The organism is Myxococcus sp. MISCRS1 (assembly GCF_026626605.1).
Lineage (GTDB): Bacteria > Myxococcota > Myxococcia > Myxococcales > Myxococcaceae > Myxococcus > Myxococcus fulvus.
The window spans coordinates 5,377,222-5,393,865 of the sequence record NZ_JAPNKB010000001.1; the positions used below are offsets into that span (position 1 = coordinate 5,377,222).

At 69.9% G+C, this 16,644-nt stretch carries 16 protein-coding genes; 11 read left to right on the top strand and 5 right to left on the bottom strand.

Annotated features, from left to right (window positions below; all coding sequences use genetic code 11):
- Positions 1-44: 44 nt before the first annotated feature.
- Together OWM54_RS21320 and OWM54_RS21325 are read right to left on the bottom strand one after the other, a co-directional pair.
- Entirely contained in the window at positions 45-3,014 is a 2,970-nt protein-coding gene (locus tag OWM54_RS21320) for a M36 family metallopeptidase (RefSeq protein ID WP_267698655.1), read from the bottom strand.
- A gap of 280 nt (positions 3,015-3,294) precedes the next feature.
- The gene (locus tag OWM54_RS21325; RefSeq protein ID WP_223784221.1) at positions 3,295-4,278 is read right to left on the bottom strand and encodes an NYN domain-containing protein; all 984 of its coding nucleotides are present in this window, start codon (positions 4,276-4,278) and stop codon (positions 3,295-3,297) included.
- 246 nt (positions 4,279-4,524) lie between these two features.
- On the opposite strand from OWM54_RS21325, the gene OWM54_RS21330 reads away from it, so the two are divergent.
- Entirely contained in the window at positions 4,525-5,007 is a 483-nt protein-coding gene (locus tag OWM54_RS21330) for a hypothetical protein (protein ID WP_267698656.1), read from the top strand.
- A gap of 74 nt (positions 5,008-5,081) precedes the next feature.
- Here the strand turns inward: OWM54_RS21330 and fba are convergent, their stop codons facing one another.
- Together fba and OWM54_RS21340 are read right to left on the bottom strand one after the other, a co-directional pair.
- A complete protein-coding gene (gene fba, locus OWM54_RS21335) occupies positions 5,082-6,176 on the bottom strand; it encodes a class II fructose-bisphosphate aldolase (RefSeq protein ID WP_141326145.1) in 1,095 nt (364 codons plus the stop codon).
- Between the two features lie 114 nt (positions 6,177-6,290).
- On the bottom strand, positions 6,291-7,067 hold the full coding sequence (locus OWM54_RS21340; protein ID WP_267698657.1) for an HAD family hydrolase: 777 nt from the start codon (positions 7,065-7,067) through the stop codon (positions 6,291-6,293).
- A 206-nt stretch (positions 7,068-7,273) separates the two neighbouring features.
- Here OWM54_RS21340 and OWM54_RS21345 point away from each other — a divergent pair, with 206 nt between their 5' ends.
- From OWM54_RS21345 to OWM54_RS21370, 6 genes are all read left to right on the top strand, one after another.
- Entirely contained in the window at positions 7,274-8,587 is a 1,314-nt protein-coding gene (locus tag OWM54_RS21345) for an aspartate aminotransferase family protein (RefSeq protein WP_223749474.1), read from the top strand.
- Positions 8,588-8,605: 18 nt separating this feature from the next.
- Complete coding sequence (locus tag OWM54_RS21350; protein WP_267698658.1) at positions 8,606-9,643, top strand: zinc-dependent alcohol dehydrogenase; 1,038 nt, start codon at positions 8,606-8,608, stop codon at positions 9,641-9,643.
- 20 nt (positions 9,644-9,663) lie between these two features.
- On the top strand, positions 9,664-10,302 hold the full coding sequence (locus tag OWM54_RS21355; protein WP_223784227.1) for a hypothetical protein: 639 nt from the start codon (positions 9,664-9,666) through the stop codon (positions 10,300-10,302).
- 66 nt (positions 10,303-10,368) lie between these two features.
- A complete protein-coding gene (locus tag OWM54_RS21360) occupies positions 10,369-11,286 on the top strand; it encodes a carbohydrate kinase family protein (RefSeq protein ID WP_223784228.1) in 918 nt (305 codons plus the stop codon).
- A gap of 26 nt (positions 11,287-11,312) precedes the next feature.
- Complete coding sequence (locus tag OWM54_RS21365) at positions 11,313-12,188, top strand: SDR family oxidoreductase (RefSeq protein WP_267698659.1); 876 nt, start codon at positions 11,313-11,315, stop codon at positions 12,186-12,188.
- An 8-nt stretch (positions 12,189-12,196) separates the two neighbouring features.
- Complete coding sequence (locus OWM54_RS21370; RefSeq protein WP_267698660.1) at positions 12,197-13,237, top strand: hypothetical protein; 1,041 nt, start codon at positions 12,197-12,199, stop codon at positions 13,235-13,237.
- 11 nt (positions 13,238-13,248) lie between these two features.
- On the opposite strand, the gene OWM54_RS21375 is transcribed toward OWM54_RS21370, so the two are convergent.
- Positions 13,249-14,001 (bottom strand): pyridoxine 5'-phosphate synthase, encoded by a 753-nt coding sequence (locus OWM54_RS21375; RefSeq protein ID WP_267698661.1) that lies wholly within the window; start codon positions 13,999-14,001, stop codon positions 13,249-13,251.
- Between the two features lie 147 nt (positions 14,002-14,148).
- On the opposite strand from OWM54_RS21375, the gene OWM54_RS21380 reads away from it, so the two are divergent.
- The 4 genes from OWM54_RS21380 to OWM54_RS21395 all read left to right on the top strand — a co-directional run bounded on the left by OWM54_RS21380 (position 14,149) and on the right by OWM54_RS21395 (position 16,637).
- On the top strand, positions 14,149-14,328 hold the full coding sequence (locus tag OWM54_RS21380; RefSeq protein WP_267698662.1) for a hypothetical protein: 180 nt from the start codon (positions 14,149-14,151) through the stop codon (positions 14,326-14,328).
- Between the two features lie 116 nt (positions 14,329-14,444).
- Positions 14,445-15,266 carry a hypothetical protein gene (locus OWM54_RS21385; RefSeq protein ID WP_267698663.1) on the top strand — a complete coding sequence of 274 codons (822 nt, stop codon included), beginning with the start codon at positions 14,445-14,447 and terminating at the stop codon, positions 15,264-15,266.
- Between the two features lie 5 nt (positions 15,267-15,271).
- Positions 15,272-15,583, top strand: coding sequence for a hypothetical protein (locus OWM54_RS21390; RefSeq protein WP_267698664.1), 312 nt, complete (start codon positions 15,272-15,274; stop codon positions 15,581-15,583).
- Positions 15,576-16,637, top strand: a complete 1,062-nt coding sequence (locus OWM54_RS21395) for an iron-containing redox enzyme family protein (RefSeq protein WP_223749465.1) — start codon at positions 15,576-15,578, stop codon at positions 16,635-16,637. The genes OWM54_RS21390 and OWM54_RS21395 overlap by 8 nt, the downstream gene beginning before the upstream one ends.
- The last annotated feature ends 7 nt before the right edge of the window (positions 16,638-16,644 follow it).

Here is a 16,644-nt window from a genome sequence, read left to right on the forward strand (position 1 = left end):
CCTGTGTGTGCTTCAGGTCGGCCTCACGTGAGGCCGACAAGGGCCTACTGCACGGACATGCGCACGTAGTACGTCACGCCGCCGATGTCCTGCGTCTTGGCCTCCTCGTGCTTCGGGTCCTCGAGCACGGCCGCGAACTCGTACTGGACGAAGTCGTCGGTCTGCTTTCCTTCCTTCCACTCGCGGTCCCGGAACTGGAGGCCCACGGGGAACTCCTGCTCGGGCTCCAGCCGGATGGCGATGCGGGCCTTGGTCGGGTCCGTGACTTCGAAGCGCGTCTCGCCCACCTGCTCCAGGCCCTCGATTTCGCCGCCCTGCGCCTTCAGGTGCTCCATCAGCTCGCGGCCCAGGTCCACCACGATTCCGCCGCGCTCGAGCAGCGGGCGCTTGGCCTGCACGGTGCGGTCCTGGAAGCGCAGGTTGAACAGGCGGCCTTCCGTCAGCGTGTTGCGCAGGATGAACGTGGCCTCGGAGAAGCCGAACGGGATGAGGTTCACCACGTTGGTGTTGCGCCAGATGATGTTGTTGTTCTGGCGGGTGTTGTGGTCGGGGTTGCCCAGCTCCGGGTGCGTCATCGGGTCCTGCCGCGTCACCAGGCGCGCCAGCAGGCAGTAGTGGCCCGCGGCGGCCGGGTTCCACTGCACCACCACCTCGTCATCCGCGCCGGCCGGCAGGTGCACCACCTTGGCCTCGCCAATCTCCACCCAGAGGTTGGGCCACGAGGTGCTGGTGGCCGCGGCGGTGCCGTACACCTTCACCATCACGTTGTGCGCGTCCACCGTGCTGCGGTTGCGCACCTTCACGTGCACGAAGTTCGGCTGGCCGGCCTCCGGGTTCTCGTGCGGACCGGGCGTCGCCGTGGTGCGCACCCAGATGTCCTCGCTCTCCCACATGCCGTTGGCCGCGGTGGCGGCGTCCGGCTCGGCGCCCGTGTCCCACGGCTTGTCCTTGCCCCACACGTCCGTCTTGCACGCGGCCGGCACGTTGAAGCCGTTGACGGGCGCGGTGCTGGCGGGGCCCACCGAGTTGGCGTCCACGCCCAGGCCGAAGTCGGCGAAGGCCGTCCACAGCCGGCACACGTCCTCGCCGTTGTTCAGCGCCGTCGCGGCCGTGATGATGCCGTCGCGCACCTGGGTGAAGGTGGGGCCGCAGGGCGTGTTCTTCAGGCCCTCGTTGAAGTACAGCATCATGCGCTGGTTACCGGCGCCGCCCGCGGCGTTGTACAGGTTGGTGCTGAAGCCCCAGCGGTCCACCAGCGACCAGTAGGCCTCCCACATCGCCTGCGCGAAGACGGAGCCCACGCCGTGCGGCACGGCCATGCCGTTGATGCTGGCGTAGGTCCAGTTGTTCACCGTCTGGTTGGTGCTGTAGCGCTTGGTGCGGATGCCCAGGCCCGTGGTGGGCTGGCCCATGGCGTAGGTGCCCATGCCGCGGCCCTGCGGCCCGGTGTCCGTGGGGCGCGCGGTGTACATCAGCGCCAGGAAGTCGCTGATGCCCTCGCCCGGCTGCTGGTTGTTCTGCAGGCAGTTGGCGTTGCTGGGGCCACCCACCTGCCGGTTGGAGATGCCGTGCCCGTACTCGTGCACGATGATGCCGCTGTCCAAATCACCGTCGCGGCGGGGGAAGGTCTGGTTCCAGACGAACATCTCCATGCGCGGGCGCTGCCCGTCCGGCGGAGACGTGAAGTAGGCGTTGTTGAGGCCGTAGCCGTCCTGCGCCTCGGCGCGCACGGAGTCGTTGCCCAGGCCCCCATTGCCGTAGGTGTTGTGCTGGAAGTTGCCGGCCGCCTCGTCGAACCCGTACTGGTACTGGATGTCGTGGATGATGTTGTTCCAGTAGAACAGGTTGGTGATGGCCGCCGGCTTGTACGTGGACGGGTCCTGCGTCAGGTCCAGCAGGAAGCTGCAGGTGAGGCCGGGGCCGCAGTCGGGCTGCAAGAGGGGCGGCACGTCGGCGTTGGCCGAGTCGTCGTAGGCGTGGACGTTGTTGCCGCGGTGGAGGGTGTACTCGGCCCCCGGGATGCCGTTGGTGTCGTGCCAGCCGTAGGGTGACGCGATGAGGTTTGCGGGGTTGAGCAGGCTCAGCCGGCCGTCCATGGGCGGCAGCGGCGTGTTGTGGATGGGGCTCTCCACCGGGCGCCGGTAGACGGAGTACGCGTCCGACGCGGTCCAGTCGAAGCGCGTCCACACCTCGCCGGTGTTGGCGTCCACGGTCAGGTCGTAGACGTGCTTGCTGTCGGGCGTGTGGACCTGGAAGTTCCACACCAGGCGGGCGTCACCGGGGCGGATGGGCAGCAGCGCGAGCTCGGCGTCGATGGGCTCGGTGGACAGGCCGGACTGCTCCACGCGGGTGCGCTGACGGGGGCCGTCCTGCTTCTCCAGCGCGCGGGGCGCGGTGGCCAGCTTCAGGCCGAGGTGACGCGCGGCGCCGGTGACGGCGGCGGCGGCGCCCAGGCGCGGCTGGATGCTGGCGACGCTCCGGGCGAGCGACGGCAGGAAGTCGCTGTGCACGCTGAGCACGCGGCCCTGGCTGTCGACGTTGATCTGCAGCTGGCCGTTGTAGAGGGGCAGGCCCTCGTGCGTCTGGCGCAGGTAGAGGTGGGTGATGCCCGTCTGGCGCGAGTAGACGCGGTCGGTGACCTCCAGGCTGGCCAGGTCCTTGAGCTCCAGGCCGAGCAGCTCGTACTGGTTCTGGACGAAGGTGAGGCCGACGGCGAGCGCGTCACCCTTGAGGGGGAAGGTGAGCGCGCCCACGGGGTTGACCAGCGAGCGCACCAGGCCCGTGGTGGCGTCGTGCTCCACGCGCAGCTCGGGCACGCTCTTGCGGAGCTGGGCCGCCTTGTCCTGCTGCTTCGCGCTGAGGCCCTGGCGCAGGCCCTGGTTGTGGGCGACGCGGGCGTCGTGGCTGCGCACGCCCTCCGAGCCTTGGACGACGGCGAACGCCGAGGGCGCGCTGCAGACGCCCATCAGCACCAACGCCTGGGTGAGGCGTCGGCGGAAATGACCCTGTGACATGTTGGAATGCTCCGCGGTGAGGGCCGGTGGGGGATTTGAAAACCCGGCGAGCCCGCACAGAGCAGTGGACGTGCCAACGACGTCTTCCGGGCCAACACCGGAAGCGCTGTAGCGTGGGCCGTCACAAAAACGGCGGATTCGTAGCGGAAGGCGTCACGGATGACGGCGGTGACTTCGCCGTAACTTCTGGAGATTCCTGGGGTCCAGGTCGAACCCCCCCCCGTTTCATGCGACGACCTGGGGGCGTGGAGCCGCTGAGCGGCCCCACTGCGCCACGGTGTTACAGCCCGTCGTCCTCGTCCGGGTCGGGATAGGACTCCAGCTCCTCCTCGACCTCCTCGACGCGGCCCTTGCCGTGCTTCTTGCCCTTGGACTCCTTGGGCTCCTTGGTGTCGCCAGTGTGGCCCAGGTCCGCGTCGGCGCCGACCACGTACCACTGGCGGCCCTGCTGGATGCGGCGCAGCACGCCCTCCTGCTCCAGCGCGGCGAGCAGCTTGGCGAAGGTGGCGAAGCCGTACTCGCTCTCGTCGAAGTCCGGCTCCTTGCGGACGATGGTCTCCTTGATGAGCGAGGGGTTCACCGGGCCCGTCGCGCGGGCCAGCAGGTTCTGCACCACCTCGCGGGCAATCTGCGGCACGTCCGACTTGGCGTGGCCCTTGTTGCCCGACGGCGCCTGCTTGTCGGCCTCCGCCTTGCCGCCCTTGCCCCCGGCATCGCGCCCATGGCGGCCGCGCTTGCCGTGCCCCGCCTCCTCGGACGCTCCACCGTGACGGCCCTTCTCACCCTTCTCCGAGCGCTGACGGGTGCGCAGGTAGATGAACTCGTCACACGCGTTGACGAACAGGGGGGAGGTGGACTCCTTCACCGCCAGCCCGATGACGGTGCGGCCGTTCTCGCGCAGCTTGTACGCCAGCGGGCAGAAATCACTGTCGCCGGAGGCGATGACGAACGTGTCGATGCTCTCGCGCGCGTAGCACAGCTCCAGCGCGTCGATGACCAGGCGCATGTCCGCGCCGTTCTTCCCCGCGCGCGTGGAGGGCGGCACGTCGATGAGCTCCACGCCGAACCGGTGCAGCCCAATCTTCGCGTCGCTGAAGCGCGACCAGTCACAGTAGGCGCGGCGGAAGACCACCTTGCCCTTCTCCAGCAGTCGGTCGAGCGAGGGCTGGAGGTCGAAGTTGGAGGCGCTGATGCCTGTATTGGTGACGAGGTTCTCGAAGTCGAGAAAGAGGGCGATGCGGTGCTCGTTGGTCCGACCGTTCACGTGAGGCCTCTGCGGTATGGCGCCCCGGCGCGTCTTCCGTCCGGAAGGGCGCCCGCCGGGCCTTGCGGGTGCACCCTAGCCTGTTCCCACCGGCATGGGGCGCGGGTGTTCGCCGGCTGAACACTCGGGCCACAGCGTCGGCCTGTCCTTCCGGGAGGTGGCCGGGGCGCCCTCCAGGCGTGAGCGCCGGGGCGTGACCTAGCTTCGGGCAAACGGGTCGAGGACCCCCCAGCCGGAGCATGCGTCATGACACGAACGAGGTGGAGTCGCTGGAAGAGTTGGGCCCTGGCGGTACCCGCCATGGGCGCGCTGCTGGTGCCCGCCGTGGGCGCCGCGGAGATACCCAACCATGACTCGCGAGAGTTCCAGCAGAGCCAGATTGAGACGGACAACACCACCACGCGGGCCTCCGTCCTGCCGCCCCTCAACCTGGGCGGCATGATTGGCGTGGACGTCACGCCCACGCAGGGCCAGGTGCCCATCGTCCAGGGGCCCAAGGTGGACACGCTGCCGGACCCCAAGCGCACGAAGCAGATCTCGGGCGAGGTGGTGGAGCTGGGCAACGACGTCCTCTACATCCAGGAGGACCAGCAGGGCGCCGTCATCCCGCTGGACCTGCAGGCGCTGCGCCTGACGCAGACGCCCCGGGAGGGCCAGAAGGTGGTGGCCGACTACCAGGTGGAGAACGAGACGCAGAACCTGGCGACGGCGCTCCAGGGAGAGAAGTGAGCGCCGCCTGCTTCAGGCACCACTCCGGGGGAGCCGCCATCCAGCGCGCTCCTCCCCCGGAAGGAACGGTGTGACTACTTCGCCTTCTTGCCGACGACGGTGTCCGGGCGCGCGTTGTCGCCGTACTTGCCCGCCGCGTAGTCGCGCGCCATCTGCTCCAGCGTGACGTGCGGCACCTTCTTCGCGTGGCCCGCCTGACCGAACTGCTTCATGCGCTCCTCGCACACGGCCTGCATCGCCGCGCGCGCGGGCGTCAGGTAGTAGCGCGGGTCGAACTCCTCCGGCTTCGCGGTGAACGCCTTGCGGATGGCGCCGGTGATGGCCAGGCGGTTGTCCGTGTCGACGTTGATCTTCCGCACGCCCGCGCGGATGCCGCGCTGGATCTCCTCCACCGGCACGCCGTAGGTCTCCTTGATGCGCCCGCCGTTGGCGTTGATGATGTCGCACAGCTCCTTGGGCACGGAGCTGGAGCCGTGCATCACCAGGTGGCAGTTGGGGATCTTCTTGTGGATCTCCTCGATGCGGCTCATCGCGAGCACGTCACCGCTGGGCTTGCGCGAGAACTTGTAGGCGCCGTGGCTGGTCCCCATGGCGACGGCGAGCGCGTCGATGCCCGTGCGGTTGACGAAGTCCACCGCCTGGTCCGGGTCGGTGAGCAGCTGGTCCAGCGTCAGCTTGCCCTCGGCGCCGTGGCCGTCCTCCTTCTCGCCCATGCCGTGCTCCAGCGAGCCCAGCACGCCCAGCTCACCCTCCACGGACACGCCGAAGCGGTGCGCCACGTTCACCACCTCGCGCGTGACGGCCACGTTGTACTCGTAGCTGGACGGCGTCTTGCCGTCGTCCTCGAGCGAGCCGTCCATCATCACGCTGGTGAAGCCCATGCGGATGGCGCTGATACACGTCTCCGGCGAGTTGCCGTGGTCCTGGTGCATGACCACCGGAATCTCCGGGTACAGCTCCACCGCGGCCTGCATCAGGTTCCGCAGGAACAAGTCGTTGGTGTACTTCCGCGCACCGCGCGACGCCTGGATGATGGCCGGGCTCTGGGTGGCGCGCGCGGCCTCCATGATGGCCTGGATCTGCTCCATGTTGTTGACGTTGAGCGCGGCGACCCCGAAGTTGTTGGCGGCGGCGTAGTCGAGCAGGGGACGCAGGGCGATGAGCGGCATGACTGTGTCTCTCCGTGGCGGATTGGAAGAAGTGAGTGAGGGCGCCTGAGTTAGCACGGACGCGGCGGCGGACGCCCCCAAAAGCTCGCCGGCCGCGTTCCCCAGCGGACGCTGTCAGCGACTGGCCACCGGGTGCAATTGGACCAGCAAGGGGAGGCTCGCCGCGCGCTCCATCAGCCGGGGCTTGGGACGCACCGCCACCGGCACCCGGGACGCACCGAGCATTTCCAGGTCGAACACGTTGTCGCCGAAGGCCGCGTACAGGGGGCGCTGGGTGCGGGCCCTGAGGCACGTCACCTTGCCGGGACCATAAGGGATGGGCGACACCACGTCCGTCCACACCACGCCGTCGCGGGACTGGGGCGTGCTCGCCACCACCTGCTCCGGGGGGATGCCGACGACGCGCGCGGCGGCCTGCACGACGGCGAGCGGCGAGGCGCTCACCACATAACAGGGCACGTCGTGCGCTCGTGCCCACTCCAGGACACGGTGGACCTCCGGGTGGACGCGCTCGGCCACGCCGTGTGACTCCACCACGCCGCGAGCGAAGGCGGACAGCGCCTCGAGCGTCCAGCCCGCGGCCACCCACGTGGCCATCTCGCAGATGTCCTTCTCCGGAATGCGGCCGGCCTGAAAGGCGGAGAACATGCGGCGGGCCAGCGTGCTGGGGCTGCCCTCGGTCTCCAGGCCGTAGTGGGTGGCGACGGCCGTGAGGCGGGGCCGCACGTCCTCTCGCACGGCGTCGTGCCCCGTCATGCTCATGAACAGGTCATCGCCGACGTCGCCGCTCCACAGCGTGCCGTCTCCGTCGAAGGCCAGCACTCCGCCCGGCGTGGCCTCCCGCTCGCGGGCGATGCGCTCCAGCGTCTGCTCCACGTGCTCCGTCTTCATGGCGGACATCCTGGCCGCCCATGCGCGCGCGGCCAACCCCTGTCTTTGTTTTCACGCGGAGGTGACGCGTCCTGCGAGCTGCCCGCGCGAAAAGCGCCGGGAAATGGTGACTCACCGACGGATTTTCAAGACCCCCGTTGAGACACCAGCAGCGGGGATTCGAAACGTCCAAGGGGGGACGTTTCATGCCGTTCGGGGGAGCGCGCATGTCCGGTCTCAATCTGAAGGTCCTTCCAGGGGAAGGCCCGGATGTACGAGAGGGTGCGTCCGAAGTCGCGACGGAGGGCGTCTCGAGGGCAGAGGACTTCGTCCGGGGACGCGGCATCCGGTTGGTGCGCGAGGACGGCACGGCGTTCCTCGACGCGGCGTCGGGCACCTTCAACGTGCCGCTCGGCTATGACCACCCGGAGGTGGTGGAGGCCGTCGTCGAGCAGCTGCGCCGCATGGCGCACGCCAGCTCCTCGCTGATGGCGGCGCAGGCGAAGCAGGTGCTCTCGGAGCTCCTCGCGCATGCCCCGAGTCACCTCACGGCCGGATGGATGCGCGACATCACCGGCTCCACCGCCAACGAGTGCGCGGTGCAGGTGGCCCAGAAGGCTACGGGAAAGACAGACGTGCTGAGCCTGTTCCTGTCGCATCATGGGCAGACACAGTTCACCACGGCGATTTCGGGCAACGCCTTCCGGCGCAAGGGCTTCCCGGAGGCGGTGTCACCGCACTCGGTGAAGGTGCCGGCGCCCTACTGCTACCGGTGCTTCTACAAGGCGAAGTACCCCGGCTGCGGGATGCTGTGCGTGGAGCGCATCAGCGACTTCGTGGAGTACGCGAGCAGCGGCTCGGTGGCGTGCATGCTGGTGGAGCCGGTGCTGGGCAACGGCGGCAACGTGGTGCCGCCGCCGGGCTACTTCCAGGCACTCAACAAGCTGTGTGAGGAGAAGGGCATCCTCCTCATCGCGGACGAGGTGCAGACGGGCATGGGGCGCACCGGGCACCTGTTCGCCTCGGAGGCGCTGGGCTTCAAGCCGAACATCGTCACGCTGGCCAAGGGGCTGGGCGGCATCGGAGTGCCGGTGGCGGCGGTGCTCTTCGAGGGCGCGCTGGACGTGCTGGAGAGCCACGAGCACTCCTTCACCTCGGGGTGCAATCCGGTGGCGCTCACCGCGGCGTCCGCCACGCTGAAGGCGATGACGTCCGGTCACCTGCTGGCGAACGTGCGTCGCAACGGAATCATCCTGGGCGAACTCTTGCACACCCTGGCCACGCGTCATCCGTGCGTCGGGGACGTGCGGGGGCTCGGGTACATGTGGGGGCTGGAAATCGTCCGGGAGGATGGCTCGCCGGACGTGGAGAAGACGCTGGCGCTCATCCGCGTGGCGCAGGAGCGCCACCAGCTGGTGCTGCGCGGCTCGCGCTACAGCTTCGGCAACGTGGTGAAGGTGCGTCCGCCGCTCATCGCGACGCAGGACGACCTGGAAGAAATCGTCGCGCGGTTGGGCCGCGCGCTCGCGGACGTGGGCTGACTCGAGGGGGCGTGTCACATGCGGGCATTGGTGTATTCAGCGGCCTGGGAGCTGTCGCTCCAGGAGCGCGCGGAGCCGGCGGCGCCGGTGCGGGACGAGGTGCTGGTGCGCGTGCGCGCCACCGGCATCTGCGGCACGGACCTGGGCATCATCGGCGGCGAGTACGCGGCGAAGCCCGGGGTGGTGCTGGGCCACGAGTCCTCGGGTGAGGTCGTCGCCGTGGGCCCCGCCGTGCGCGACGTGCGGGTGGGGGACCGCGTCGTCATCGACCCGACCTTCTTCTGCGGCCAGTGCCGGCTGTGTCGCTCGGGTCGACAGAACCACTGCGAGCGCAAGGGCGAGACGGAGACGGGCGTCAGCGCGGACGGGACGATGGCGCCCCTGCACAGGACGACGGAGCGCTTCCTCTACACGCTGCCCGCGCACGTGGGCTTCGAGGAGGCGAGCCTCACCGAGCCCTTGAGCTGCGCCGTCACGGGCGCGAACCAGCTGCGCCTGCGGCCCTCACTGCGCGCGGTGGTGCTGGGGGGCGGACCCATGGGCGTGCTGTACGCGTGGGTGCTGTCGAGCCTGGGGCTGACGGGCACGTTGGTGGAGCGCGCGCCGGGGCGGCGGGAGCTGTGCCGCGAGGTGGTGGACCGACGCTGGGCGGTGGCCGAGTCACTGGACGAGGTGTGCGCGCGCTACGCGAGGGACGCGGCGCCGCTCGACCTGGTGGTGGACACCACGGGCCGCGTGGCGGGGGACGTGCTGCCCAGGCTCTCGCGCGGCGGACAGCTGTTGCTGGTGGGGCTCAAGCGTCACGAGGTGCCGCTGGACGTGGGCGCCATCGCGGACCGGAGCCTGTCCGTGCAGGGCTCCATCGATTCGTTGGACGGCAGCTTCGCCACCGCGCTGCACCTCATCGGCTCGGGCGTCATCCCCGCGCGCCGATTGGTGTCGCACCAGCTTCCGCTGACGCGCTTCCGGGAGGGATTGGCGCTGGTGGGCTGCGACGTGGACGCGCGGCGCCAGGGCGCTCCCGCGGGCGCGCTGAAGGTCGTCCTCCAACCCTGATGCGAGCGAGGCCCACGCACATGATTCACGGACTGCTGATTGAAGGCACGGACTACGCGGGCAAGACGACGGTGTGCAAGCTGTTGGGCGCGAGCCTGTCGGCGGCGGGGCTGCCCGCGCGGCTGGGGCACTGCTACGTGCACGACCTGCCCATCCTCGACCACTTCCTGGCCGAGGCGAAGCTCACGCCGGACCTGCTGCGGATTGATTGGTTCTACTCGGCGAACATCCTGCTGGACCTGGCGCGGTGTCATCGCGGGCTGCCGTCGGGGTTCCTGGTGCAGGACCGGCACTGGCTCAGCCAGGTGGGGCGCAACCGCTTCTTCCATCCGGAGGCGGCGGGGTTGCCGAGTCAGCTCATCTGGGATGAGCACCTCCCGTTCGCGTTCAACTACTACCTGACGTCCACGCCGAAGGCGAAGCGTGAGCGCTCGCTGCTGCGTCCCTCCAAGTCGGTGCGGGACACGTACCTGCGCGACAACCCCGAGCGTCACCAGGCCTACGACGAGTTCCTCGTGTCGCTGCTGCCGCCCGAGGAGCGCTGGGTGGTGGTGGACACGAGCGAACTGCGGCCGGAGCAGGTGGCCGAGCGCATCGCGACGGACGTGCTGCGGCGGCTGCATGCGGAGGCACCGGTGCGTCCGGTGGTGGCGCGCTAGGTGGCGACGGCGGGGGAGCGACGAGGCCCGAGGGGCGGGCAGGCAATGCGGACACGGGGTGGAGACATGGAAGTGCTCGTCATCGGCAACAACACGGTGGACATCGTCTTCTCCACGCGCGAGGCGCTGGTGACGGACGGGAAGGTGCAGGCGGACGGCCTGCGCTTCTTCGGCGGCGGGCAGGGCGCCAACGTGGCGGCGATGCTGGGCGCGCTGGGGGTCACCACGCGCTACTTCGGTGTCTTCGGTGGGGGGGACTTCGGGAGGCTCGCGCGCGGCTCGCTGGTGGAGGCGGGCGTGCGGGTGGAGGGCAGCCTCACGGTGGCGGACTGTCCGCAGCACACGGCGGCCATCGTGGTGGACACGACGCACGGCACGCGCTCGCTGGTGATGCACAAGGACGCGCGGCTGCGGATGGACGGTGTCCCGGTGGAGGCCGCGCCGATGGATGCGTGTGGCCTGGTGTACCTGGACGGGCACGAGCCCGCCTTCTCGCTGGCGCTGGCGAAGCACGCGCGGGCGCGGGGGCTGCCGGTGTTGGCGGACGCGGAGGTGGCCGACGAGGCCCGGCCGCTGTTGCCGCACCTCACGAGCCTGGTGGCGCCTGGGAAGGTGCTGCGCGAACTGACGGGGGAGCGGGAGCTGGCCTCGGCCGCGCGGGCGCTGCTGGCTGGAGGGCTGCGCGTGGTGGTGGGCACGCTGGGCGCGGAGGGGTGCGAGGGGTGGACGTCGGATGGAGAGCACCACCGCGTGTCGGCGGAGTCCTGCGAGGTGGTGGACACGACGGGTGCGGGGGATGCGTTCCACGCGGGCTACATCGCGGCGGTGCTCGCGGGGCAGGGCTTCGGTGAGGCGCTGCGCTTCGCGACGAAGGTGGCGGCGGTGAAGTGCGGCGCGCCGGGACCCCGCGCGGGAGCGGACCGGCTGGCGCTGCTGGGCACGGCACTGGGCGCGAGCGGGGGCGCGTCCTCTTCGCTGCTGTAGCGGCGAGGCGGACACGAGGCAGGGTCATGAAAGTCATTGTCACGGGAGCGAGTGGGTTCCTGGGCCGTCGCCTGATGCGCGCTCTGCGCACGAGCGGAGCCCAGGCCGTGGGGACCTGGAGCACGACGCCGCGCGAGGGCCTGGAGCGCCTGGACATCACCGACGCACGCGCCGTGGACGAGGCCTTCGCGGCGGGACGCTTCGACGTGTGCATCCACGCGGCGGCGCGATGCAATCTCGATGACTGCGAGCGAAACCGGACGCTCGCGTCGACCACCAACGTGGTCGGCACGGGCCACGTGGTGGAGGCCTGCCGACGCACGCGCACCCGTCTGCTCTACGTGTCCACGGACCACGTCTTCGACGGCGCACCCACGAGCGCGTACGTGGAGACGGACGCACCCCGACCCTTGCAGCACTACGGCGTCACCAAGCGGGAAGGAGAACTGCTCGCGCTGACACTCGAGGACGCGCTGGTGCTGCGCGTGCCCCTGCTCTACGGCCTCGCGGGGCCGGACGAGAAGGCCACCTTCGTCACGTCCACGCTGGAGCGACTCGCGGCGGGCCAGCCCGTGTACGCGGACGGCGAACAGGTCCGTTACCCGGTGCTCGTGGACGAGGTGGCGGCGATTCTCGCGCGCCTCGCGGGGGGAGGCGTGCACGGCGTGCTGCACTTCAGCGGCGCCGAGGCCACCACGAAGTACTCGTGGGCGCGCCGACTGGCGCATGCCTTCAACCTGGACGTGACGCTGGTGCACGCGCGCAAGGAGTCGTCGCTCGCGGCGCGTCCTCGCGACAACCGGTTGGGCTCCACGCGGCTGTCCGCGCTCGGGTTCGAACCGCCGCTCACGCTCACGGAGGGACTGGACGTCCTCCGTCACCAGCGGGAGACGGCGCGATGAGGGGGCCCGTGTCGGAAGGAGACTGGCGCGGCGTCGTGCGCGACGTGCGGGTGAACGGCCACCGCGTCACCAAGCGCGCCACGCACGGCCGGGACAAGCTCCTGCGCGAGGTGGCGTGGCTGAAGGCGCTTCCACCCAGGGCCGTCGGGTACTTCCCGCGGGTGTTGGAGGTGCGCACGGGGGAGGACTGGGCCGAGTACGACATGGACTTCTGCCCGTGGCCGGACATGTCGCGTGTGCTGGTGGATGGCACGCTGACGGTGGACGAGGCCATCTCGGGGACGCGGAGTCTCCTCGGCTTCGCCTTCGACGTGCTCTACGCGGACCATCACCGGCCGGCGCCGGAGGACTTCTTCCACGTCAGCTACGTGGACAAGTTCTGGCGCAGGGCGAGCGCGGGTCGTGGCATGTCCGAGCGCTTCGACCGGCTGTGCTCAGCGGAGCAACTGGACATCCACGGCCGGGTATACCCGAGCGCGGCGTCCCTGATGCGCGAGCTGCAACGCGACACCGTGTTGCTCGCGCGACTGCGTCCACCGTGCCTCGGTCGGTTCCACGGGGACTTCAAGTACGACAACGTGCTGTTCGAGCCGGCCACGGGGCGCTTCCTGTTGCTGGACCCGCGCGGCTCCACCGTCACCGGGGACTCCGACAGCGACTACATGGAGGACCTGGCCAAGCTGCGCACGTGCACGCGGGGGCTCTACGACCTGGTGCGCGCGGGCGCGGCGCGGGTGAGCGAGGACGAGGGACGCATCTCCTGGGAGTGGGCCGCGTGGGCCGGGCCCGCGTTGCAGCGCTTCGCCGCGCTGGACGCATGGCTGGTCGACGAGCTGTCCGTGAAGGCCCGCACGCGCGGGGACGCGGACTGGCGCGTGCGCCTGGACGTGCTCATGCCGCTGCTGCTCCTGGCGAACGCCCCGTTCCAACTCGCGCCCGTGAATCCACGGACCGAGGACATCGCGCTGGTGCTGCACGCCACGGGCGTGCGGTTGCTCGCGGAGGCGCTGGAGCTGCACGGCACCCGGGACCTGGGGGTGTCGCCATGACGGCGAGCGAATCACTCCTCCGAGGCCGCCTGGAGGAAGCCGGGCAGCACTTCACGCAGCCCCGCGATGACCGCCGCGGCCACGAAGGCATGTCCCACGGACACGAGCGTGGGGCGCACCGCGCGGATGAGCGGCGGCAGGTGACGCCGGTCCAGGTCATGCGCGGCGTTGACCTCCAGCCCGAGCTGACGCGCGCGATCCGCCGCGAGCGCGAGGGCCTCCAGCGCACGCTCCCGCGTGGGGGTCTCGAAGCCCTCGACATACTCACGGCAGTTGAGCTCCACCGCGGCGGCGCCCGCGCGCGCGACGAGGTCCACGGCCGCTGGCTCCGGGTCCACGAACACGGAGATGCGCGTGCGTCCCTGGAGCGAGCGCACCCAGTGCGCCAGCCGTGCCTGGTCATCCTCCGCGCGCCAGCCGCGCTGCGTGGTGAGGTGCTGGGCCTCGAACGGTGTCACCACCCAGCAGCCGACGCCGGGTGTCCGCTCGAGCAGCGCGCCCAGGTCCTCGCGCAGGTCTCCGCCCACGTGCAGCGAGGCGCGCTCGTCACGGATGACCTCCAGTCGCGCGAGCGCGGAGATGTCCTCGGGCTTCACGTGCCGATGGTCCGGCCACTGGTGCACGAGCAGCGCGCGGCAGCCGCCGTCGACGAGCACCCGCGCGGCCTCGCCGAGGTCGGGGACGGCGCTGCCTCGCGACGAGCGCAGCAGCGCGACCTTGTTGAGTCCCACGCGAAGCACGGGTGTCGAGGCAGCGGCACGCATCCACGGTCCTCCGGATTCCAGGGGACCCATCCTCGCACGGTCCTCGCGCGGGGACTCATTCGATTCAGGCGGTGGGGTGTGGCCGCCACAGGTGCAGCACGCAGCACGTAGCACGCAGTCACAACCGACACATCAAGGAGCATCACCATGAACAAGCCCCGCAGCGTTGCCATCAAGCTGTCCGCCGACACCATGAAGTGCGTCGTCGGTGGCGCCATCACCGTCTCCACCATCCCGGTCGTCACCCTGCCCGGGCCCATCGTCACGGGCCCGGTGGTGACGGGTCCCATCCTCGAGGGGCCGGGCCGCGTCTTCCCGGTGCTGTGATTTCGCCGGTGAAGGCTGACCGCGTGGGCCGTTGAGGCTCATGCAGGGGGGCGCGGGCCGCCTGGAAACGGGCCCGCGTCGTCCTTCCTCTTCTTTTTTCCGATGTGGCGGCCCTCATGACGCAGCCTTCGCGTGACGACCTGGTGGACCTCCTGGGTGTGGACCTGGGCCAGCTGTTGGCGCTCGAGTCCCTGACGCCCGCGCTGGAGGCCGCGGTGTTCCTGTCCGGCTCCCTGGTGGAGGGCATGGGCAACGCCTTCTCCGACATCGACGTGTTCATCGTCGGCGGGGGGGAGCCGAAGGGCACCAGCCTGCACAAGGCGGGGGAGGCGCTCTTCTCCGTGCACATGCTCGGCAAGCGGCGCGTGGACTTCGAGTACTGGAGTGACGCGGCCGTGGAGCGGCTCGCCGCGAAGCTGGCCTCGCTCGACCTGAAGGAGGGGGGGCCGGACAACGTGATGATGGAGCGGCGGATGACGGAGGACGAAATCGTCTTCCTCCACCGCGTGCGCACCGGCGTCGCGCTGATGCACGACAGCCGCCTGGAGCGGCTCCGCGCCCGCTTCGACTTCCCTCGACTGTCGCGGTGGTTGCAGGAGGTGAAGATTCGCGAGGTCGACGACGCGCTCGAGGACCTCTACGGGATGATGGAGCAGCCGGACGTGGCGCTGATGCGCGCGCGGGAGCTGCTCAACTCCACCTGCGACGCCTTCTGTCACGCGCGGGGCAGCACGAACATCCGCCGCAAGTGGCGCACGCGAATCCTGGGGCAGCTCGCCGCGGGCGGTGACGCGGAGGCGCGCGCGTTCGAGCAGCGCTTCTGGGAGCTCCAGTTCCCCGACGGCGCGCGGTTGAGGGCGCAACCGGAGGCGCTCAAGGCGTACTTGGAGACGTGCATCCGGCTGTGCAACCAGCTCACGGATGTCATCGAGGGATGAGCTCCATGGACCTGCTCGTTCCGGTCACCCATCTGCGCGTGCGGCGGCGCCGCGCGGAGGGCCAGGTGCACCTCATCCTGGACAACTACTACTTCGACCTGGACGAGGGCACCGATGCCGTCTGGCGCGCCTGTGACGGCGTGAGGACGGTGGCCCAGGTGGCGGAGGTGCTGCATCGCGAGCGGGGCTGGGACCTGGAGCTCGCGCTCGCCGTCACGCGCCACACGTTGGGCGCCTTCGTTCAGCAGGAGCTCGTCTCGCTCGTGGCTCCTGCTTCTTCTTCCAACCCTTCAGCAAGCGGTGAGAACCATGAGTGACAGCAACGGCCACCTTCCCATCATCGGACGTGCCTGGCATCCCTCGACGCGTGAGCCCGGGCCGCTGCATCCCGCGATGCGGCTGTCCCTGGCGAGCTGGGTCCGTCCCGACGGGCTCGCGCGGCGCGAGCTGGTGCTCGGTGGGGCGCAGGGCGAGCCCTGGGAGGTGATGACCATCGACAGCGAGAGCGCGGAGAAGGCCTGGCGCGTGATTCCGCTGTTCGACGGGCAGCGCACGCTCTCGGAGCTGGCGCGGGAGACGAAGCTGGGTCTGGAGCTGGTGTCGTCGGTGGCGCAGGACCTGTATCACCGCGCGGTGTTGGTGCAGACGAGCGCGTTCGAGGTGGACGCGCTGGCGTACTACGAGCACCTGCGCTCGCTGGCGGGCATCGCGCAGCAGCGCTGGGGGCCGTCGGCGATGTTGCACCGGTTCTGGACGGGGCCGGTGTCGCGGCGCCTGGCGGTGGGGTACCTGCTGGAGAACTACCACTTCGCGCTGGCGGCCTCGTCGCACCAGAGCGCGGCGGTGGCGTCGCAGCCGACGGAGCGGCTGAAGACCATCCTGAGCGAGCACCTGTCGTTCGAGTACTGGCACCACGCGTGGTTGAAGCGAGGGTTGCTCGCGGCGGGGTTGACGGAGGTGGATTTGGAGCGGGCGTCTCCGCTCATCTCGATGCAGGCGCTCATCAACCACCTGCGGTGGTTGGGCATGGCGGATCCGCTGTCGTACTCGGCCTGTATCGGCGTGGGGGAGGGAGACCCGACGGCGCTGGCCACGGTGGGGAAGTTCTGGGAGCGCTTCACCGAGCACGGGGTGTTGCCGGTGGAGGCGTACGGGCCCTTCCGGGACCATGACGTGGGGGACTGCAGTGATGACCACGACCAGTTCGGGCGGGAGCCATTCGCGGACTCGGGGCCGTTGACCGCGGCGGACCAGGCGCGCATCCGTCGCAGGCTCATCACGTTCTGCAGATTGACGATGGCGTACCACCGCGAGCTGCTCGACTTCTACGGTCCGGACGAGGGGCCGCTCGTCTTCACCGTGGAGGACTGAGTGGCGG